The following is an 18962-nucleotide window of genomic DNA, read 5'->3' as shown; positions in this document are numbered from 1 at the left end:
GTGATCTACATGGTCACCACCCTGATCTGGCTCGTCATCGCCCTGCGTTTCGTCAATCCCACGCAGATCGTCGCCAGGGCGAAGAAATAGGACAGGCCTCCGGCGTGCAAATCCGCGCCGGATGAGTTAGGGGGAGCGGCCATGACCCTGCCGCTCCCGAATATACGCTTCTCCGTCGCGCCGATGATGGATTGGACAGACAGGCATTGCCGCGTCATCCACCGCCTGATGTCGCGCCAGGCGCTGCTCTATACCGAGATGGTGACGGCCCAAGCGGTGATCCGGGGCGATCGCCAGCGCCTGATCGGCTTCGATGCGGTGGAGCATCCCGTCGCGCTCCAGCTCGGCGGCAACGATCCCGCGCTGCTGACGGAAGCCGCGAAGATCGGCGCCGATTTCGGTTATGACGAGATCAACCTGAACTGCGGCTGCCCCTCCGACCGGGTGCAGGGCGGGGCCTTCGGCGCCTGCCTGATGCGCGAGCCGGCCCTGGTTGGAGACTGCGTCGCCGCGATGAAGGCGGTGGTCTCCATTCCCGTCACCGTGAAATGCCGGATCGGCGTCGACGATCAGGACCCTGAAAGCGCGCTCGATGCGCTGACGGCCGCGGTGCGCGCGGCCGGCGTCGATGCCCTGATCGTCCATGCCCGCAAGGCCTGGCTGCAGGGGCTCTCCCCCAAGGAGAACCGCGAGATCCCGCCTCTCGACTACGAGCGTGCCTATCGCCTGAAGGCAGCCAATCCGGACCTGCCGGTCGCGATCAACGGCGGCATCAAGGCGCCCTCGGAATGGCCGGCGCATCTGGAGAAGCTCGACGGCGTGATGATCGGCCGCGAGGCTTATCAGAACCCCGAGATCCTGCTTCAGGCCGATCCGCTGCTCTTCGGGCAGGAGGCGCCGGTGACGGACGCCTTCGCCATGCTGGAGGCGCTGGAGACGTACATCGCTGCGCATCTCGAGCGGGGCGGGCGCGTGCATGCCTTCACGCGCCACCTCGTCGGCCTGTTCCCGGGCCGTCCGGGCGCGCGCATGTTCCGCCGCCATCTCGCCGAGCGCTGCGTCGGCGCCGAGGCGACGCTGGGAGATTTGCGTGCCGCCATAGCCCATGTGTCGCGCCACGAGGCCGCAGCCGCCGCCTGATCGCGCCGGTTCGTTGCGGGAAACGCGATTTGCTGCGAAGCCGTAGCAGTCCTTCGTAGCAGGGGCGATTCCAGTTTCGACGGGGCGGGCAGGGCGATGGCGCAGGACGGGATCAGGCTGGTCAACGTGTTCACGCATCAGGGGCAGGGCGGCAATCCCTGTCCGATCGTGATCGATGCGGCGGCGTTGCAGGATGAGGACATGCGGGCGATTGCGGCCTGCTATGGCCATGAATCCGGCTTCGTCCGACCGCCCTCCGGCGCCGATTCCGATTTCACCTTCCGCTTCTGGGTGCCGCGCCACGAGATGGAGATGTGCGGCCATGCCACGATCGGCGCGCTCTGGTGCCTGGCGACGGCCGGCCGCCTCGATGCCGAGCAGATGCGGATCGAGACGCGCAGCGGCTCCGTTACCGGCTATGTCGAGAACCGTGAGACCGAGAACCCGACGGTCGAGATCAGCCAGCCGGTAGGCAAGGTCGTCGACCTCAAGCGCGCGCAGGAGGAGGACGTGCTCGCAACGCTCCGGATTTCGCGCAGCGATCTGCTCGACCTGCCGATCCAGAATGCCGTGACCTCGCGCGTCAAGACGCTGATCCCGATGAAGAGCGTCGCGCATCTTCAGGCGCTGACGACCGACATGGCCTTCACGGAAAAGTGCTGCGAGCGCATCGCCTCGACCGGGCTCTATCCTTACGCCGTCGCGGATCAGGCGCAGCGCCGCTTCGAGGCCCGGCAGTTCCCGAAATCCTCCGGCTATCCCGAAGATGCTGCGACCGGAATCGCCGCGGCGGCGCTGGCCTTCGGACTGCTCAAGAACGATCTCGTTCCCCGCGACAGCGGCCGCATCACCATCCTGCAGGGCCGGGCGATGAATGCGCTCTCGGAAATCCGGGTCAGGATCGGCTTCGCCGACGGTCGGCCTGTCGGCTGTCTCCTCGGCGGCGAGGTCATGCCGGCGGGCGACCACGCGGTCTGATTGCGATCTTCGGATTATCGCCGGTGTGGGGAAAGGCGAAGTTTGCCGCACTGATCTTCAATTCGTTTCATAACCCATTGAAATATTTCAGTCCGACTACGGTAGTGTTAAAGTTGAAAGTGCCGCAGTTAAGGCAAAGTGCTTCCACAATCAGGTCACTGTGCCGTCGGCGGGCGGGTTGCGTCAACTGAGCCTCGGCTCGCTTCTGGGAGGGCAGCTTCCGAAATTGGCCCATTGCTGACGCTGACAACGTCCGCTATCGGGCGGTTCGGAATGACGCCGCCGATATTCCTGGTGTTGTCGCTCAGCCCCGGTCGTTGGATTGTCTCAGGTCGCATTCAAGAACGCGACGACATCGCCGAGGACCGGCGCTTGCCATTGCAACAGCCGAGAAAGCGAAGTTGCCGTTCCCGCGTGGCCGAGCCCCGGATAGATCTTGAGCGCAACCGACTTGGCGCCTGCTTTTCTCAGCGCCTGCGCGAGGCTCTCGCTGTTGCGCGGCAGGACGGTCGTGTCTTCCGAGCCTGTCGCAAGGAAGATCGGTGGCGCGTCGCGACGCGCAAAGTTGACCGGCTGAGTCTGGGCGGGGAAACGGGCGTTCCCGAAGGCATTCTTTGTAACATCGATTTCGAAAGGCAGAAAATCATAGGGCCCGGACAGCCCGACCATGGAGCGGATGTCGCCGGCGCCTAGCCCCACCGCGGCAAGGTAGCGCTTGTCCAAGGTCATCATCATCGCGTTGTAGGCGCCTGCCGAGTGCCCCATCAGGTGCAGCGCTCCCGGTGCGCCGCCGAAGCGGGCGATGTTGTCGCGCACGAAACGCAGGGCCAGCGCCCCGTCCTCGATGAACGCTGGAAAACGGACCTCCGGCACCAGACGATAATCCGCGATCACCGTGACGAAGCCGCGAGCGGAAAGCGCCTCTCCCACGAATGCGTAGGTTTCCTTGGCCCCGTTGGCCCATGAGCCGCCATAGATGAAGAAGACGACCGGCCTCGGAGCCTTTGCGCCGCCATCGGGGACATAGATATCCATTCGCTGTCGTGGATGAGGGCCGTAGGCGACGTCCCGCGCGCCCTCGATCAAGCCGCCTGGACGCAGGATGGCGCAGCCGGGAAGGCCGAGCCCGGCAAACAGGGGCAGGATCGTGCGCCTGGAGATTTCGATTGTCATGGTCGCCAATGGCAGGAGCAGCATCGCGATCTATACGCTGCTTTCGTTGCGTTGGATTTGCGGTGCGGCGCGCAGGGTCCACGGACGATACTGAACCACGCCGGCTCTCCCCACGTATGTCCCTGCAGAACTGGAGATCGCCATGCGCTTCGTCGCCGGTTACATCGCCTTCATCGTCGCCTTCGGCATCTGCGACGCCATCTGGCTGGGCACGATGACGGCAAGGCTCTATCGGCCCGCGCTCGGCGATCTCATCGTCGAGCAGGTGCGCTACTGGCCGGCCGCGCTGTTCTATTTCGGTTTCCCGCTCGGGGTCGTCTATTTCGCATTGATGCCCGCGCTGCGTGACGGCAGCGCGGGCGCCGCATTGCTCAATGGCGCGCTCATCGGCCTGCTCGCCTATGCGACCTACGATCTGACGAACTACGCCACGCTGCGCCCCTGGACGCTGACGATCACGCTCGTCGATCTCGTCTACGGCACGGTCGTCGTCGGATTGTGCACATGGATCGCCTATGGCGTCGTCCGCCGGGCGGCCGACTGGGGCTGGTTCTAGCCCCAGTCGGCCAATCCGTCAGTTCGCGCGCAACCTGTAGTGATGAACGCCCCAGACATCGCCGCCTTCATGGCCGAACAGTCCGCTCGTGGCCAGAAAGAACAGCCGCCAGCGCCGACGCCAGAGCGACGCATCCGCACCATAGGTCTCGCGCAGGATCGGATCGATCTTCGCGAGGTTGCGATCGAAATTCGCCAGCCAGTCCTCTGCCGTCGCGCGATAGTGCTCGCCGCCCCAGCGCCATTCGGCCTCGACGGTGAAGAGATCGGGGAATTGGTGCGCGAGCGTCGCGCTCGGCATCAGGCCGCCTGTGAAGAAATGCTGCGCGATCCAGTCGCCCGTATCGGCGGTGTCGAAACGGTAGCAGCCCTGCCGATGGGCGAAGACATGGATGAAGAGCCGGCCGTCCGGCTTCAGCCAGTCACGAACCCGCCCGAGCAGCTCGCGCCAGTTCGCCATGTGTTCGAACATTTCGACGGATACGACGCGATCGAAGCGCTCCTCCGTGCCAAACTCGTTCATGTCGGCGGTGACGACGCGGAGATTGGAGAGATGACGGCGCTGCGCCTGCTCTTCGATATAGGCGCGTTGCGAAGCCGAGTTTGAGACCGATACGATCCGCGCCAGCGGATAGCGCTCCGCCATCCACAGCGAGAGCGAACCCCAGCCGCAGCCGAGTTCGAGGATGTCCTGCCCATCGGCGAGATCGGCATGCTCCGCGGCCAGCTCCAGCGCCTTGTCTTCCGCCGCGGCCAGCGTGTCGCCGGGATCCGCGTAATAGCAGCAGGAATACTTGCGCCGCGGGCCGAGAACCTGATCGAAGAAAGCGGCCGGCACCTCGTAATGCTGGGCATTGGCGGCGTCGGTATGAACGGCTATCGGAAATTCCGCCATGTCGCGGGCGAAGGCCGCGGCACCGGCCGATTGCGCTGCCAGCGAGCGCGCCGTGCGCCCGACCAGCGACGCGATCACCATGCGGCTGACGGCATCGGGTACGGGCAGCCCTTCGCCCCAGGTCGAAAGCTTCTGCATGATCGTCATGACGTCGCTCCTTTCGGCGGCAGCGGGATCAGGGCGCTGGTTCGATGCTGATAGGCCCGATAGGCCTCGCCGTGCTTGGCGAGCATGTGCTCTTCCAGGGGCGGAATGCCGGAGATGCGGGTGAGCAGCAGCGTGATGCAGGCCGGTGCCAGCAAGGCAAGCCAGCCCCAGGGGTAGCCGGTCGCGAGCGCGATCACGGGATAGGAGCACCAGAGCAGGCACTCGAAGAAGTAGTTGGGGTGCCGCGACCAGCGCCACAGGCCAGAGTCGCAGACGCCGCCCGCTCCCGAGCGTGCGAAGGTCCGCAATTGCCCATCGGCGATGGCGCCTCCCGCAAGGCCGGCGGCGAACACGGCGACACCGGCAAAATCCCGCCAGCCCAGCGCTGGCGCGGGGCTATGTGCCGCGAGGACGATTCCCAATCCCAGGGGAATGCTGACCACCGCCTGCATCTGCAGCAGCCGGGCCAGTTGCTGCGGCGCAGCGCTTCCCCAGTCCCGCTTCAGCTTCGCATAGCGGGGATCTTCGGTGATGCCGGTCGTCCGTCGCGCGATATGCAGGCCGAGCCGAAGCGCCCAGGCGAATGCGAGCCCGGCCACGACGAGGCGTCGTGGCATCGGCCCCGCCCCAAAAGGCAGCAAGGCGGCGGCGATACCCGTCAGGCCCAGTCCGAAGGTCCAGACCACGTCGATCCAGCCGGAGTTGCCGGTGCGGCGCTCGACCATCGTCGCCAAGGCCATGAAGGCGGACATGGCCAAGGCCACGAAGACAACAGCCACGATGAAGGAGGCGATCGTCAAAACCGCACCAGCGGCTGCAGCAGCCGGCCGAGCCAGCCCTGCAACTGCACGCTCCCCGTCATCGCGACGATGCAGGTGCAGCCCTCGACGGGATCGACGCGCGGCGTGTGATCGTGCTCGGAATCGGCCTCGTCGAAATCCCCGGCCGCATAGCGCCCGTATTCGTGCTCGTAAGCACCGGCAAGGATCGTGGTCCATTCGACCCCGGTATGCTTGTGATGCGGCAAGGCGATCCCCGGCCCAGCGCGCAGCATGAAGACGCGCGCGCCCGCACCGGGAACCTCGACGCGGCGCATGGCGATGCGGATGCCGATCGGGCGCCAGGGACCGAGGCCATAGGGGCGCAGCACCTTCGGCATTCCGGTTTCGGACATCGGGACGGCTGCAGCCGGCCCTGGCTCGGCTCGTGCTGCGGTGGCCGGAGGATTTGGGCCGGAAGCCATCGGGATGGGCTCGACCGCATCCAGCAGTGCGCCTTGTACGGCCTCGAGTTCCCGCAGGCGGCGCCGGCTCTCCTGATCCGCCTCGATATGGCAGGCGACGACCAGCGCCAAGCCTTCGTCGAGCTGCCCTGCGGCGAAGGCAGTGAGCGTCTCATCGGATGGGCGATGCCCGATGCTCATCGCAGATCCTCCAGCCGGCCGCGCAGATGCGACAGTGCCAGGCGCAGGCGGGATTTCACCGTGCCCAGCGGGATGGCGAGGCGATCGGCGACATCCTGATGACTGAAGCCTTCCAGGAAGGCGAGTTCCACCACACGGTACTGATCGACAGAAAGCTGGGTCATTGCAGCACGCACGCGCGCGTCGCGTTCGGCGCCGGATAGCATCGCATCGGGTTGTTCGGGGGCTTCTTCATCCAAAATCTCGTAAGCTTGCGACAGCCGCGAGCGCGTTTCGCGACGGGCGATGTCGATGCGCCGGTTGCGCGCGATGGTGGCGATCCAGGTCGAAGCGCTCGCTTTGGCGGGGTCGAACAGGGCAGCCTTGCGCCAGACGGTCAGCAGCGTTTCCTGCGCGACCTCCTCGGCGAGCTCGGCCGAGGCTCCGCCGCGCATCAGCAACCCCTTCACGCGCGGCGCGAAATGGTCGAACAGCGCGGCGAAAGCGGCCCGGTCCCCCGAGCGCGCAATGGCGGCAATCAGTCTGTTGGGGTCGAACAAGACGATGAAACGACCTCCTTGAGCGCTGGCTCCCACCTCGCGCATGCCGTCGACAGTCAAGGCGAGAGCGGGGACCATGTATGAGATACGCGGCCGGAACCGCTCCGGATCACCGGGACGAGGTCACCCGCCATCACTCGGCGGCCTTCCAGTTCACGTCGCGGCAGATCAGGCGCCCGACGATGCAACCGCGCGTGGTGAGCGTACCCGGCGTCACTGTGATCGTCATCGAGTAGGTCCAGTCGCGCTTGGAATCGTAGGCGTTGCCCGAGAACGTCCCGTCGGGCTGGCGAGCCAGCGTCATGACCAGCTTGTCGCCGGCCGCCTCGCCCTTGCTGGTGTCGCCGATCCAGAGATTGGTGGCGCAGATCTTGTCGCCACATGGGGCGATGCGCACACGCGCATTGCCGTCATCGCGCAACCATGTCCCGTCGAGGCCAGCGGCAGCCGCGCTCGCGGCTGAAAAAGAAGCCAGAGCGAGAGCGAGCAGAAGACGCTTCATGACGATGCCCTTTCAGCCAATGTCTCGACCTCTACGCTCCACGGCCGTCGTCGGTTTCATCGGCACGCGAAATCGTGTGGAGGCGCGCGGTGAAGAGCCATCCGATCAGCGCGGTCAGGGACGCCGCGCTCAGAAAGTTCAGGCGCTGCAAGGCGGCGTATTCGCCGGGCGCGTAAAGATGCGCCGGCGCGCCGAGCAGCGTTGCCGGCAGCAGATAGGCGATGAAGGCGAGCGCCGCGAAGCCGAGTGCGAAGCCCCGCTCCGGGCGGCAAAACAGCATCAGCGCGAGCATCAGGCAGGGAAACAGAAAGACTTCGACCCCGGAGGCGAGACCGAAAGCGGCGCGGCAGAGCAATGTGTTGCCGATGCCGGCGATGAGAAGCAGTGATCGCCCGAACAAGGAGCTGCACCGCATGGCGGCCGGCACGGCCGCGAAGAACGGCGTCGACAGGAAAGTGACATAGGACGGCGCGATGACGGGCGAGACCGCCCAGTAAAGATACAGCGGATAGAACGGCTGGTTCGAGACGATCACGAGCGCGACGGTGTTGGCGATCGCCGCCCGCGGATCGGGATGCGCTGCATAGGCGCCGATTGCGGCGACTACCCGCTTCAGTCGATTCATCGACATCGTCCAGCCCTCGCGGAATCTCCCGGCCTTTCCTCGCTTACGCAGGAAGCCCGACGGCGGGTCACAGGCCCCGAGCGTTTTTGGTCGCGCCGCGGCAAATCCAGTCCGGACCTTGCCGCGTATACCCGTCATGAAAAGCGCAAACGCGACGATGGAGCGGGCACAAGGAAAGGCGATGCGGATCGCCGTCATCGGTGCCGGCATCTCCGGCCTCTCGGCGGCGTGGCTGCTGGGGCAGGCCCATGACGTCGTGCTGTTCGAGGCGGCTCCTCGCCTAGGCGGTCACGCCAACACGGTTCGCATTGCGGGTGCCGGCGGCGAAACGGCGGTCGATACCGGCTTCATCGTCTACAACGAGGCGACCTATCCGAATTTCATCGCGCTGATGGAGCATCTTCGCGTCGCCACGCGGCCGACCGAGATGTCCTTCGCTGTATCGCTCGATGGCGGCCGGCTCGAATATAGCGGCACCAGCGTCGCCGGGCTGTTCGCCCAGCGCAGCAATCTGGTGCGCCCGCGCTTCTGGGCGATGCTGCAGGATATCACCCGCTTCTACCGGAACGCATCCAGGGACACGCTGGCGGGCGGTGCGGCCGATGTTTCACTCGGCGACTATCTCGCCGCCGGCGGTTATGGGGCCGCCTTCCGGGACGACCACCTCCTGCCAATGGCGGCAGCGATCTGGTCGGCCCCCTGTTCGGAAATCCTGTCCTATCCTGCCGCCGCCTTCCTGCGCTTCCATCACAATCATGGACTGCTCCAGCTCGCCGGCCGGCCGATCTGGCGCACCGTCACCGGCGGTAGCGGCGTCTATGTGCAGAAGCTGCGCACCGCCTTTTCGGGAGAAGTGAGGCTCGGCTCGCCGGTGAGGCAGGTTCGGCGTGGAACCGACGATGTCGTTCTGACGGGCGACGGTTGGAACGAGACCTTCGACCAGGTCGTCTTCGCCTCCCATGCCGACCAGACGCTTGCCATGCTGGCCGATCCCGACCAGGCCGAGGTCGAAACGCTCGGCGCGTTCCGCTATAGCCGCAACCGCGCCGTGCTGCATGGCGATGAAGCGCTGATGCCGAAGCGACGCCGCGCTTGGGCGAGCTGGAACCATATCGGCGACCGCGCCCGGCTGGACGCCGCCTGCGCGGTCACCTACTGGATGAACCGGCTGCAAGGCTTGCCGAACGAGCCGCCTCTCTTCGTCACGCTCAACCCGCCGGACACGCTGCGTGCGGACGCAGTCCTCCATGAGGAGATCTATGATCATCCGCTCTTCGACGCGGCGGCTCTCGACGCGCAACAGCGCCTCTGGTGGCTTCAGGGCACACGTCGAAGCTGGTTTTGCGGTGCCTATGTCGGATCGGGCTTCCATGAGGACGGCCTGCAGGCCGGGCTCGCAGTGGCCGAGGAACTCGGCGGCGTTCGTCGGCCCTGGCGGGTTCGCAATGAGTCCGGGCGCATTCCAATCGGGCCTCGGCTGGAGCAAGCCGCATGAACTGGCAATCCGCCCTCTATGTCGGCCGTGTCAGGCATCATCGGTTCCGGCCCCGCCCCCATGCGCTGGCCTACCGCGTCTTCTGGATGCTCCTCGATCTCGACGAGATCGATCGACTGGCCGCGAAGCTCGCGCTGTTCTCGCGCAACCGTTTCAATCTCTACGCATTTCGCGACGCGGATTACGGGGATCGCAGCGGCCGGCCCCTGCGGCCGCAGATCGAAGCCGTCCTGGCGAATGCCGGTATCGCGCATGATGGCGGCCCGATCCGGCTGCTGACCATGCCGCGTATCCTCGGCTACGCGTTCAACCCGCTCAGCACCTATTTCTGCTATCGCCGCGACGGCAGCCTCTGCGCCACCGTCTACGAAGTGCACAACACCTTCGGCGAGACCCACAGCTACGTCGCGCCCGCCGATTCCACGGGAGGCGCGCTTCGGCAGGAGGCCGACAAGGTCTTCCACGTCTCGCCGTTCATGAACCTCGACATGCGCTACGCCTTCGCGGTCACCCCTCCCGGACAGCGCATTTCCGTCGCCATAGACGGCCATGACGCCGAGGGCCGCCTGATCACGGCCGTGCTGAGCGGTAAGCGAACGGAGCTCAGCGATGCGGCCCTGCTGCGGCTGCTCGCGACGCATCCGCTGCTCACGCTGAAGGTCACCGCCGCCATCCACTGGCACGCGCTGCGGCTGCTGGCGAAGCGGATTCCCTGGCGACCTCATCCGGCCGCGCCGGAGCGACCCTTCACTCTTGGCAGCGCCGCGACGCCTCACGCGAAAGAATCGATGCAGCCATGAGCCAGCCCGAGACTGAACAACATCTTCGGACGGTCGAACAGCCGCTGGCGCTGCCGCGCGGCGTCGGCCTGTCGCGCTGGTTCCTGCGCCGGCTGCTGTCCCACATCAAGATCGGCCGTCTGACGGTTTTCACACCGGATGGCGAGCGCCATTGCAGTGCTCAAGCCTCGCCCGGGCCGCAGGCGACGATGATCCTCGTCAACTGGCGGGCGATGCGCCGCCTGCTGATCGACGGCGACATCGGGCTGGCCGAAGCCTATCGCGACGGCGACCTCCATACGCCGGATCTCACGGCCTTGATCGAACTCGGCGCGCGCAACGATGCGACCCTGCGCAAGCTGGTCTCGGGCGCCTGGCCGACGCGTCTGCTCAACCGCCTGCGGCATGTGCTCAACGCCAATACGCGTCGCGGCAGCCGCCGCAACATCACGGCGCATTACGATCTCGGGAACGACTTCTATGGCCACTGGCTCGACGCCAGCATGATGTACTCCTCCGCGCTCTATGAAGCACCGAGCGAAACGCTCGAGGCCGCCCAACGGCGCCGGCTCGACAGGATCGTCGCCATGCTCGGTCTTTCGGGCGGCGAGCATATCCTCGAGATCGGCTGTGGCTGGGGCGCGCTGGCCGAGCGGCTGGCCAGCGAAGGCTGTCGCGTCACGGCCATCACCTTGTCGCCGGCCCAGCTCGACGCCGCGCAACGGCGCATCGCTGAAGCCGGCCTTGCCGATCGCGTCAGCCTGCGGCTTCAGGACTACCGCGACATTTCCGGCCAGTTCGACCGCATCGTTTCGATCGAGATGATCGAGGCGGTGGGGCGCGCCTATTGGCCGTCCTATTTCGCGACGCTTCGCCGCTCGCTGCGGCCCGGCGGCCGCGTCGTCCTGCAAGCGATCACGATCGACGACGCCCTGTTCGAGGACTATCAGCAGGGCACCGACTTCATCCAGCGCTACATCTTCCCTGGCGGCTGCCTCCCATCGGTTCCGGTGCTGAAGAGCAGCGCCGAGACAGTTGGGCTCGGGGTGGTCGAACAGCTCGACTTCGGCGACAGCTACGCCCTGACTGCGAAGGAATGGCGCCGCCGCTTCCTGGAGCGCTGGACCGAGATCGCGCCGCTTGGCTTCGACGAGCCGTTTCGCCGGCTCTGGGAGTTCTATCTCTGCTATTGCGAAGCGGGTTTTCGCGCGGGGACGATCGACGTCAACCTGCTTGCCTTGCAGGGCCGCTGACGGGAGCGCCGCTCCATATCGGCGCTCCGCCCCACCTACGGCTAGAGGCGCCGCGCGGTCAGTCCCTTGGCGACGATCGGTCCCGTCGGACGTCCTGTCGGAGAGCCGGCTTCCGGCTCCACGGTGATCTCGAAGAGTTGGTCGGCGCCGAGCGGCAGATTGTCCAGCCGCAGCGGGACGGCGCGGGCGCGGTCGATGAGCCCGACCGAGCGCGGCCCGGCCGCCCGGTCCCAGAGCGTCCAGATTTGAAGGGCGCGCCCTTGCGGCACTGCGATATCCTGAAGTGGCAGCAGCTCGACACGTCCGTCGGCAAAGGTGTTCACCACGGCCGCGGCGATATTCGTGTCCGTCAGCAGAACGGCGACCATCACCGGCTGGCGACGGGCGCGATCAAGGGCCGTGACGAGCCCGATGGCGAGCAGAACCGCCGCGGCGACGCCGGCAAGAGCGGCACCACGCCAGAGCCGCAGATTGTCCCACCATTGCGGAAACCGGATACTGCGCACAGGCCGTGAAGCCGCGGCCCCGCGCGAAGCGCCGGTTCCGTCGAGCCCAGTTTCGATGCGCTGCCAGAGCCCTGCCGATGGCTCGACCCTCTGCGCGGCTGCATCGATCGGCGCCAGCCGTGTCTGCCAGCGCACCACCGCGGCATCCAGCCCGGCATCATCCGCCAGCCGGCTCTCGAAAGCGGCCTTTTCGGCGCCGTCGAGCAAGCCCAGCACATATTCTCCGGCGAGAATCTCGTGATCGGGTTCCAGCGTCATCCGAGGCACTCCTTGAGCGCGATCAGAGAGCGGCGGATCCACGATTTCACCGTCCCGAGCGGCATGCCAAGCCTGCCCGCGATCTCGCCATGGCTCAGCCCCTGAACGAAAGCGAGCAGCACAATCCCGCGCCGCGGCGCTGGCAATGTCTCAAGACAGCCGCGCAGGGCCTTTGCGTCCGAGAGCTTCGCGATCACGGTTTCAGGATCGTCATCCTCGCTGGCCGCCTCCACGGCGACAGGGTTTTCGTCGATCTCCATGCGCCGCTCGTCGCGCAGGATCGAGAGGGAGCGGTTGCGCAGGATGGCGTAAATCCAGGTCAGGCCGGAGCCGCGTTGCGGATCGAAGCGCGCCGCATGTCGCCAGATCAGGATGAAACTGTCTTGCACCGCTTCCTCCGCCAGGGCTCGGCGCTTCAGCATGCGTTGCGCCACGCCGATCATACGCGGGCATTCCTGGTCGTAGATGCGGCGGAGCGCGTTTTTGTCGCCGCCTGCGCAGGCCGCCAGCGCCTGCTCGATCTCCGACCCCTGCGACTGCGCGGCGCTGCCGGCCATTTGGTCTCCTTTTCTCGGCGACGCCGGCCAAAGCAGGCAACGGGAGGATACGCAGTCGCCGGGGCATTGGATGCACCATGCCCGATTTATTTTTCCCGGCGCATCCAGCGCGATGGCCCGGCTCTATCCGGCATGCGCGCCGCGAACCGGCATTCATGCCATGGCGCCCGACAGAACCGGAGGACAAGATGACCAAGACGACCCGTTTCGCCCTCACCGTTTCGACGATCCTGGCTGCTGGCTTCGCTGGCGGCGGGTTCGCCCAAGCCGCCATGCTCGCAGCCCTGACCGGCGACGATACGCTCACGATGATCGACACCGCGACCCTGAAGGCCGGCGCTTCGATGAAGGTCACCGGCATTGCCGGCAAGATCGCCGGCATCGACGTCAGGCCGGCGGACGGCATGCTCTACGCCCTCGGCGCCGACGGCACGATCTACACGGTCGACAAGGCGGGCAAGGCGACGACGAAGTCCAAAATGGACACCGTGCTATCGGCCAGCGCGATGGCCACGGTGGATTTCAATCCGGCGGCCGACCGGCTGCGGGTGATCGGCTCCGACGGCACCAATCTGCGCGTGAACGTCGATGACGGCAAGACGACCGTCGACGGAAAGCTGAAATTCGCCGAGACCGACATGCACAAGGGCGAAGCCCCGATGATCGTCGCCGGCGCCTACACCAACTCCGTCAAGGGCACGAAGGAAACCACTCTCTACAACATCGACAGCAAGATCGGCGGCCTGATCAAGCAGGCACCGCCCAATGACGGCGTGTTGGGCGCGGTCGGCAAGCTCGGCGTCATGCCGAAGGAGATCGCGTTCGACATCGAGGCGGGCCGCGACGGCTCCAATACCGGCTGGCTGCTCGCCGACGGTGCGCTTCACAAGGTCGATCTCAAGACCGGCAAGGCCACTACCGTCGGAAAGGTGACCGGGCTCAGCGCCGCAGCGAGGGACATCGCGGTCCTCCCTGCAATGTAGCCTCGTTTGAGATGAAGCCGACGCCGGCCTTCTGGCGGGCGTCGGGGTCGCCATGGCCCCGCACTTCAGGCGAACATGCGCTGCTTGAAATGTCTGATTCCGGGCAGCCAGCCAATGTCGGCAATTGGCGCGTCGGTCGCGGATCACTCCGTGATTTGCGACAAGCGATTGGCAGGCCGGTGCTGCGAAAGCGCGCTCAGCGCCCCTTCGCAGCTTTGCTGGCGAGAGCTGCGGGATTTTGGCTGCGCTTCGCGCTATGCCGAGACCGCTCTGACCCTCCGGGCGGCGTCCTTGGCCATGTCTGCGCACAACCCGGTGTAAGCGGCCGGGTCCAGAAGATCGGAGATCTCTTTGGCTGTCAGGCGCGCCTTGACCGCTTCGTCGCTCGACAGAAGTTGGGCGAAATCCGCTCCCGTGGTCGCAGCCGATTGGGCGGCATCATAGACGACGTCGTGCGCATGCTGTCGCCCGAGCGTCTTTCCCAGGCTCAACATCACCGCTTCGGACATGATCATGCCGCCGCTGAGGTCGAGGTTCCTGCGCATCCGTTCGGGATCGAGCTTAAGCCCACCCATGATCGTGATCAGACGGGCTAGCATATCTCCGGTCGTGACGCTGACATTCGCCTCGACCGTTTGCATCAGCACATCTGTCGTGCGATCCGCTTCGTGCTCGGTCTGCATGGCCTCAAGCGCGAGAGGCACCATGGCCCTGATCTCTGCGGCGAGGCTGACGACATCCTGCGACAGCTTGGGATTGCGCTTCTGCGGCATCGTCGAACTGCCAACGGTACCAGCCGGAACAGGCTCCTCAAGTTCGCCGAACTCGGTCTTCATCAGCGTGTAGACCTCGCGGCCGACCCTGGAGGAGGTTGCGGCCAGCATACCGAGGAGGCAAACGTATTCCGCTCCGCGGTCGCCGACCGCTCGCGACGGGACATCCATAGCCGGCATGTTCAACTCCTGGCCCAGCAGCGCCTGAAGTTCACGTCCCTCCTGTCCGAACGACGCGAATGTACCAGCAGCGCCGCCGAGCATGGCTGCGATGATCCGGGGCTCGGCCTGGTCCATGCGGTCCAAGTGACGCAGGAGTTCGTCGATCCAGGTCGCCACCTTGTAGCCGAAGGTAATAGGCACGGCGTGTTGACCATGCGTGCGCCCCGCCATGACCATATCAGCGCCGCTCTCGGCCAGCGTCGCCATCGATGCCAGGATCTCGTGGACCTGCCCCCTGATCGTGTTGAGCGCACGGCGGATGAGCAGCAGGTCGCCCGTCGAGACGATGTTCTGCGTGGTCGCGCCCCAGTGGACCCAGCCGCCATGCGGCTCGCCGACGACGCGTCCGAGCTCCCAGACGAGCGGCACGAGCGTGTGAGCCGTGCGCAGGAAACCTTCCCGGATGCGCTCGCTGTCGAGCAGTTCCAGCTTCGCGGCGTTCGTGATCGCCTCGGCCGCGCCGGGCGGGATCATGCCGATCTTCGCTTGCGCGCGCGCCAGTGCAGCCTCCACGTCGAGCCAGGCCTGCCAGCGGCTCTCAAGCGTGAAGAGGGGCCGGATTCCCGGCTCCTTGACGCGGTTTGCGGTTGATGCACTGTCCTGCATGGGGTCGGCCTTTCACGAGACGGGATAGGATAAGTTTGGGCGCTCAGTTGGTGCGGGCGTCGAGCACGTCGCGCAGGCCGTCGCCGAGCAGGTTGAGCGACAGAACGGTCAGGAAGATCGCGAGGCCGGGAAAGATACCGATCCACCAGGCATCGCTGTATTGCATCGCGCCCGACAGCATCGAGCCCCAGGTCGGATCCGGCGGCTGGACGCCCAGCCCCAGGAAGGAGAGCGCGCTTTCGGTGATGATCGCGGCTGCCGCCTTCAGCGAGGCGTAGACGATCACGCTGCCGCGCACATTCGGCCAGACATGCCGCCAGAGGATCCGGGCGTTGGTCTGGCCCATCGCACGCGCCGCCTGGACATAATCGAGCTGCCGCACCGTAATGACTTCGCTTCGGACCAGGCGCGCGAAGTCCGGGATGTTCACGATGGCGATCGCGATGATGGCATTGGTCAGGCTCGGGCCGAGCGCAGCCACGATCGCCAGCGAGAGAATGATGGTCGGAAACGCGAACAGCCCATCCATGACGCGCATCGCGACGTCGTCGAACCAGCCCCGGACGAAGCCGGCGATGATCCCGAGCGTGACGCCGAAAACCAGCGCCCCCGAAATCGCGAGCGCCATAACCTTGAGGGAGGTCATGCTTCCGTAGAGCACACGCGATAGGACATCGCGTCCCAACTCATCTGTGCCGAACCAATGGCGCGCGCTCGGCGCTTCCAGCAATGCCTCGTAATCGATCTCGTTGGGGTCGAACGGTGCAATCCAGGGGGCGAAAGCCGCGCAGCTCAGCAGGATGAGAAGACCTGTCCCGCCGATGCTTCCCAAGCGATGGCGGCACAGCTTGCGCAGGGCCACCAGCATCTGACCACTGCGAGAAGGCATTCCCGATGACTGCGCGGGTCGGCCTGCTTCCGAAACGATACTCATAGCTCGACCCGCCGATCGAGGAGCGAATAGGCCACGTCAGTCACCAGGTTCACGAGGATGACGCCGACCACGATGACGAGGATCGCACCCTGGACGACCATGTAGTCACGCTCGAAGATCGCGTTGGTGATCATCCGGCCGAGGCCGGGAAGAGCAAAGACCGTTTCTGTCACCACCGCCCCGCCGATCAGTCCGCCGAACTGGAGACCGATCACCGTGATGATCGGGATCAGGGCGTTGCGCAGGGCATGGCGCACGATGATGCGCGGCTCCGCCATGCCCTTCGCGCGGGCTGTCCGCACGAAATCCTGCGAGAGAACCTCGGTCATGGCAGCGCGTGTCTGGCGCATCAGCAAGGCGGCATAGGCCGTGCCGACGGTCAGCACCGGCATGACCATGAGCTGCAGGTTACGCAGCGGATCCTCGAGGAATGGAACGTAGCCGGACGGCGGAAGCCAACCCAGGCGCAGGGTGAAGAGCATGATCAGCAGCATGCCCACCCAGAAGAAGGGCATCGCCAGGCTCGACACCGACAGCACGCTGACCAGCGTGTCGATCCAGCTGTTGCGGCGGAGCGCCGCCACGATACCGAGCGGCACGCCGATGCCGATGGCCAGAAGGATAGCCAGGACGGTGAGCTCCAGAGTGACCGGGACGCGGGTCAGCAGCATGTCCATCACCGGCTCGCCGGTCTTGAAGGACTTGCCGAGATCGCCGGTCAGTGCCCGGCCGAGCCAGTCGACGAACTGGAGCGGGACCGGGCGGTCGAGCCCCATCTCGGCGCGAAGAGCAGCCCTGGCTGCAGCCGGAGCATTCTCGCCGAGGATGGTCAGCGTCGGGTCGCCCGGCAGCATGAACGAGGTCGCGAAGACGACCGCGCACATGACGAGTACCACCGGTATGATCTGAATGATGCGTCGGAGCAGGAAGACGATCACCGAAGCCTCGCGCGTCCGAAGGAGGCGATCTGGGCAGCGAAGCGGCGCATGGACTATTTCCGAAGCCAGGCGCGGTCGAACAGATAGGCTCCGCTGAACTCCTGGCGAAGGCCGGCGACGTCCTTGCGGATGATGCCGCGATCCCGGACCGAGGTCAGAGGCAACTGATAGGCATTGTCGAGGAGATGCTGCTGGAACGCGACGTAGATCGCCTTCCGGGCCTGCGGATCGAGCGTCTTGCGCCCCTGCGCGATCAGCTCGAAGATCTTCTCGTCCTTGTGGCCGCTGTGGTTGGCGCCTGCGGTTTTTGCGTAATAGGCGCCGAAATTGACGTCGGGGTCGACCTTAGGCGCGGACATGCGGTGCAGGGCGATATCGTAGTTGTGACTGTAGATCTTGTCGCCCCAGGCTAGGCGCTCCAGCGACTCGATCTCGACCCGCACGCCGATGGCCGCCATCTGGGCCTGGATGACTTGGGCGATACGGGTATCGGGATCGCGTTGGATGATCGAGAGCTTGACGACGCCCTTGTGCCCCGATGCCTGATAGGCCGCCTTGGCCTTTGCCGGGTCGAAGTCGTAATCGCGCAGTGTCTCGCCGAAAATCGGTGACTGGGGTGGCTCCAGCCCTTTCAGGACGAGCCCCTGGCCGCTGGAGGCGACCTTCTCGATCAGGGCCCTGTTGATGCCGTGCACGAAGGCGCGGCGCAGCTTCTCGTCGTTAAAGGGCGCGCGCGTCAGGTTGAAAGACAGGATCTGCAGGTTGCTGCCGAGGCTCTCCTCGAGCATCAGGTTGGGGTCGCGCTCGACTTGGGCGTAGTCCTTCGGCTGGATCGCATCCGTGATGTTCACGGTGCCGGCGCGCGCCTCGACGATCTTCGAGGCGGTGTCGACGATGATGCGGTTGGTGACGCCATCGAGATAGGGGAGTTTTTCGCCCTTCTCGTCGCGGCCCCAGTAGCCGTCGAAGCGCCGGACCTTGATCTGGTTGCCGCTGGTCCAGCTCTCGAAGACGAACGGCCCCGTGCCGACCGGGCGGCGGCCGTAATCCGTGCCGAGCTCGCGGATCGCCTTCGGCGACGAGATCATCCCCGCTTCATTCGCGAGGCCGGAAATCACCGAAGCGGAAGGCTCCGTGAAGTCGACGCGAACGGTGAACGGGTCGACCGCGGTGGCGGATTTCATGTCGGAGACGAACTGCCGCGCCCGCGTCTTCGCCTTGGGGTCGATGATCCGGTTGAGGTTGAAGGCGACGGCCTCCGCGTCGAGCGGCGTCCCGTCGTGGAAGGAGACGTTTTCGCGGAGCTTGAACGTGATCGACAGCTGGTCGGGAGCAATCTCCCAGCTCGTCGCCAGTTGCGGCATGAGGTTGCCCTTCTCGTCCTGGACCAGAAGGTTCTCGAAAATCTGAGTATAGACCGTTCGATCTCGCCCCGGGGCGTTTCCAAAAGCGGGGTCCAGAGATGCCGGCTCCACGTCCATGGACTGCACGAGAACGCCACCGCGCTTCGGACCCTCCTGGGCGACGGCGGTCGACGCTATTGCAACGCCAAGCGCAACAAAGGCTCCGGCAAAACGTCTCATCTATTCCTCCAAGGCTTCGGTACCCTGCATGCCGCGGGTGCTCTTATGGCCGGCGAGCTAAGCGCATCACCTGCCGCAAACTTAAAAAGAGAGCGCTC

The 18962-nt window shown here is 65.6% G+C and carries 20 protein-coding genes and 1 pseudogene; 8 read left to right on the top strand and 13 right to left on the bottom strand.

Annotated features, from left to right (window positions below; translation table 11 throughout):
• The 3 genes and pseudogenes from AC1RLU_RS09590 to AC1RLU_RS09580 form a co-directional block, all read left to right on the top strand.
• Positions 1–90: pseudogene (locus AC1RLU_RS09590) on the top strand (ABC transporter permease); the annotation flags it as partial.
• A 51-nt stretch (positions 91–141) separates the two neighbouring features.
• Positions 142–1140 (top strand): tRNA dihydrouridine(20/20a) synthase DusA, encoded by a 999-nt coding sequence (dusA, locus tag AC1RLU_RS09585; protein ID WP_492795224.1) that lies wholly within the window; start codon positions 142–144, stop codon positions 1138–1140.
• Positions 1141–1236: 96 nt separating this feature from the next.
• On the top strand, positions 1237–2118 hold the full coding sequence (locus tag AC1RLU_RS09580) for a PhzF family phenazine biosynthesis protein (protein WP_492795223.1): 882 nt from the start codon (positions 1237–1239) through the stop codon (positions 2116–2118).
• Positions 2119–2445: 327 nt separating this feature from the next.
• Here AC1RLU_RS09580 and AC1RLU_RS09575 read toward each other — a convergent pair whose 3' ends face one another.
• Complete coding sequence (locus AC1RLU_RS09575; RefSeq protein WP_492795222.1) at positions 2446–3291, bottom strand: alpha/beta hydrolase; 846 nt, start codon at positions 3289–3291, stop codon at positions 2446–2448.
• 142 nt (positions 3292–3433) lie between these two features.
• Between AC1RLU_RS09575 and AC1RLU_RS09570 the strand changes: the two genes are divergently transcribed.
• Positions 3434–3847 carry a DUF2177 family protein gene (locus tag AC1RLU_RS09570; RefSeq protein WP_492795221.1) on the top strand — a complete coding sequence of 138 codons (414 nt, stop codon included), beginning with the start codon at positions 3434–3436 and terminating at the stop codon, positions 3845–3847.
• A gap of 18 nt (positions 3848–3865) precedes the next feature.
• On the opposite strand, the gene AC1RLU_RS09565 is transcribed toward AC1RLU_RS09570, so the two are convergent.
• From AC1RLU_RS09565 to AC1RLU_RS09540, 6 genes are all read right to left on the bottom strand, one after another.
• Entirely contained in the window at positions 3866–4888 is a 1023-nt protein-coding gene (locus AC1RLU_RS09565; RefSeq protein WP_492795220.1) for an SAM-dependent methyltransferase, read from the bottom strand.
• Positions 4885–5640, bottom strand: coding sequence for a DUF1295 domain-containing protein (locus AC1RLU_RS09560; protein WP_492795219.1), 756 nt, complete (start codon positions 5638–5640; stop codon positions 4885–4887). The genes AC1RLU_RS09565 and AC1RLU_RS09560 overlap by 4 nt, the downstream gene beginning before the upstream one ends.
• A gap of 44 nt (positions 5641–5684) precedes the next feature.
• Positions 5685–6311: a ChrR family anti-sigma-E factor gene (locus AC1RLU_RS09555; RefSeq protein WP_061971494.1), complete on the bottom strand. Its 627-nt coding sequence runs from the start codon at positions 6309–6311 to the stop codon at positions 5685–5687.
• Positions 6308–6910 (bottom strand): sigma-70 family RNA polymerase sigma factor, encoded by a 603-nt coding sequence (locus AC1RLU_RS09550; RefSeq protein ID WP_492795217.1) that lies wholly within the window; start codon positions 6908–6910, stop codon positions 6308–6310. Before AC1RLU_RS09550 ends, AC1RLU_RS09555 begins: the two co-directional genes overlap by 4 nt.
• 73 nt (positions 6911–6983) lie before the next feature.
• Positions 6984–7352, bottom strand: a complete 369-nt coding sequence (locus AC1RLU_RS09545) for a DUF2147 domain-containing protein (RefSeq protein WP_492795216.1) — start codon at positions 7350–7352, stop codon at positions 6984–6986.
• 31 nt (positions 7353–7383) lie between these two features.
• Entirely contained in the window at positions 7384–8175 is a 792-nt protein-coding gene (locus AC1RLU_RS09540; protein ID WP_492795215.1) for a hypothetical protein, read from the bottom strand.
• Between AC1RLU_RS09540 and AC1RLU_RS09535 the strand changes: the two genes are divergently transcribed.
• From AC1RLU_RS09535 to AC1RLU_RS09525, 3 genes are read left to right on the top strand one after another with little or no spacing between them, the layout of a single operon-like run.
• Positions 8159–9472: an NAD(P)/FAD-dependent oxidoreductase gene (locus AC1RLU_RS09535; protein WP_492795214.1), complete on the top strand. Its 1314-nt coding sequence runs from the start codon at positions 8159–8161 to the stop codon at positions 9470–9472. The genes AC1RLU_RS09540 and AC1RLU_RS09535 overlap by 17 nt on opposite strands.
• The gene (locus AC1RLU_RS09530; protein ID WP_492795213.1) at positions 9469–10272 is read left to right on the top strand and encodes a DUF1365 domain-containing protein; all 804 of its coding nucleotides are present in this window, start codon (positions 9469–9471) and stop codon (positions 10270–10272) included. The genes AC1RLU_RS09535 and AC1RLU_RS09530 overlap by 4 nt, the downstream gene beginning before the upstream one ends.
• The gene (locus AC1RLU_RS09525) at positions 10269–11504 is read left to right on the top strand and encodes a class I SAM-dependent methyltransferase (protein WP_492795212.1); all 1236 of its coding nucleotides are present in this window, start codon (positions 10269–10271) and stop codon (positions 11502–11504) included. Before AC1RLU_RS09530 ends, AC1RLU_RS09525 begins: the two co-directional genes overlap by 4 nt.
• 41 nt (positions 11505–11545) lie before the next feature.
• On the opposite strand, the gene AC1RLU_RS09520 is transcribed toward AC1RLU_RS09525, so the two are convergent.
• Both AC1RLU_RS09520 and AC1RLU_RS09515 read right to left on the bottom strand, forming a co-directional pair.
• Positions 11546–12268 carry an anti-sigma factor gene (locus AC1RLU_RS09520; protein ID WP_492795210.1) on the bottom strand — a complete coding sequence of 241 codons (723 nt, stop codon included), beginning with the start codon at positions 12266–12268 and terminating at the stop codon, positions 11546–11548.
• Positions 12265–12825 (bottom strand): sigma-70 family RNA polymerase sigma factor, encoded by a 561-nt coding sequence (locus tag AC1RLU_RS09515; protein ID WP_492795208.1) that lies wholly within the window; start codon positions 12823–12825, stop codon positions 12265–12267. Before AC1RLU_RS09515 ends, AC1RLU_RS09520 begins: the two co-directional genes overlap by 4 nt.
• Positions 12826–13013: 188 nt before the next feature.
• Between AC1RLU_RS09515 and AC1RLU_RS09510 the strand changes: the two genes are divergently transcribed.
• A complete protein-coding gene (locus AC1RLU_RS09510; RefSeq protein WP_492795206.1) occupies positions 13014–13808 on the top strand; it encodes a DUF4394 domain-containing protein in 795 nt (264 codons plus the stop codon).
• 254 nt (positions 13809–14062) lie between these two features.
• Here the strand turns inward: AC1RLU_RS09510 and AC1RLU_RS09505 are convergent, their stop codons facing one another.
• From AC1RLU_RS09505 to AC1RLU_RS09490, 4 genes are all read right to left on the bottom strand, one after another.
• Positions 14063–15409 (bottom strand): class-II fumarase/aspartase family protein, encoded by a 1347-nt coding sequence (locus AC1RLU_RS09505; RefSeq protein WP_492795204.1) that lies wholly within the window; start codon positions 15407–15409, stop codon positions 14063–14065.
• Positions 15410–15452: 43 nt separating this feature from the next.
• Positions 15453–16277 (bottom strand): ABC transporter permease, encoded by an 825-nt coding sequence (locus tag AC1RLU_RS09500; protein WP_492795202.1) that lies wholly within the window; start codon positions 16275–16277, stop codon positions 15453–15455.
• A 62-nt stretch (positions 16278–16339) separates the two neighbouring features.
• Entirely contained in the window at positions 16340–17281 is a 942-nt protein-coding gene (locus tag AC1RLU_RS09495) for an ABC transporter permease (protein ID WP_492795200.1), read from the bottom strand.
• 53 nt (positions 17282–17334) lie between these two features.
• Positions 17335–18864 (bottom strand): ABC transporter substrate-binding protein, encoded by a 1530-nt coding sequence (locus AC1RLU_RS09490; protein ID WP_492795198.1) that lies wholly within the window; start codon positions 18862–18864, stop codon positions 17335–17337.
• Between the last annotated feature and the right edge of the window lie 98 nt (positions 18865–18962).

It is taken from the genome of Allobosea sp. GW822-FHT05A11 (assembly GCF_058800455.1).
Note: the sequence above shows the minus strand (reverse complement) of the source record. Positions and strands in the feature narration are given on the sequence as shown.

Bases quoted from the DNA above. Each gene is read 5' to 3' on its own strand.
- AC1RLU_RS09575 (WP_492795222.1), bottom strand. From the start codon at position 3,291: ATGACAATCGAAATCTCCAGGCGCACGATCCTGCCCCTGTTTGCCGGG.
- AC1RLU_RS09535 (WP_492795214.1), top strand. From the start codon at position 8,159: ATGCGGATCGCCGTCATCGGTGCCGGCATCTCCGGCCTCTCGGCGGCG.
- AC1RLU_RS09520 (WP_492795210.1), bottom strand. From the start codon at position 12,268: ATGACGCTGGAACCCGATCACGAGATTCTCGCCGGAGAATATGTGCTG.
- AC1RLU_RS09525 (WP_492795212.1), top strand. From the start codon at position 10,269: ATGAGCCAGCCCGAGACTGAACAACATCTTCGGACGGTCGAACAGCCG.
- AC1RLU_RS09555 (WP_061971494.1), bottom strand. From the start codon at position 6,311: ATGAGCATCGGGCATCGCCCATCCGATGAGACGCTCACTGCCTTCGCC.
- AC1RLU_RS09580 (WP_492795223.1), top strand. From the start codon at position 1,237: ATGGCGCAGGACGGGATCAGGCTGGTCAACGTGTTCACGCATCAGGGG.
- dusA (WP_492795224.1), top strand. From the start codon at position 142: ATGACCCTGCCGCTCCCGAATATACGCTTCTCCGTCGCGCCGATGATG.
- AC1RLU_RS09560 (WP_492795219.1), bottom strand. From the start codon at position 5,640: ATGTCCGCCTTCATGGCCTTGGCGACGATGGTCGAGCGCCGCACCGGC.
- AC1RLU_RS09500 (WP_492795202.1), bottom strand. From the start codon at position 16,277: ATGCTGGTGGCCCTGCGCAAGCTGTGCCGCCATCGCTTGGGAAGCATC.
- AC1RLU_RS09570 (WP_492795221.1), top strand. From the start codon at position 3,434: ATGCGCTTCGTCGCCGGTTACATCGCCTTCATCGTCGCCTTCGGCATC.
- AC1RLU_RS09490 (WP_492795198.1), bottom strand. From the start codon at position 18,864: ATGAGACGTTTTGCCGGAGCCTTTGTTGCGCTTGGCGTTGCAATAGCG.
- AC1RLU_RS09530 (WP_492795213.1), top strand. From the start codon at position 9,469: ATGAACTGGCAATCCGCCCTCTATGTCGGCCGTGTCAGGCATCATCGG.
- AC1RLU_RS09565 (WP_492795220.1), bottom strand. From the start codon at position 4,888: ATGACGATCATGCAGAAGCTTTCGACCTGGGGCGAAGGGCTGCCCGTA.
- AC1RLU_RS09515 (WP_492795208.1), bottom strand. From the start codon at position 12,825: ATGGCCGGCAGCGCCGCGCAGTCGCAGGGGTCGGAGATCGAGCAGGCG.
- AC1RLU_RS09540 (WP_492795215.1), bottom strand. From the start codon at position 8,175: ATGACGGCGATCCGCATCGCCTTTCCTTGTGCCCGCTCCATCGTCGCG.
- AC1RLU_RS09510 (WP_492795206.1), top strand. From the start codon at position 13,014: ATGACCAAGACGACCCGTTTCGCCCTCACCGTTTCGACGATCCTGGCT.
- AC1RLU_RS09505 (WP_492795204.1), bottom strand. From the start codon at position 15,409: ATGCAGGACAGTGCATCAACCGCAAACCGCGTCAAGGAGCCGGGAATC.
- AC1RLU_RS09545 (WP_492795216.1), bottom strand. From the start codon at position 7,352: ATGAAGCGTCTTCTGCTCGCTCTCGCTCTGGCTTCTTTTTCAGCCGCG.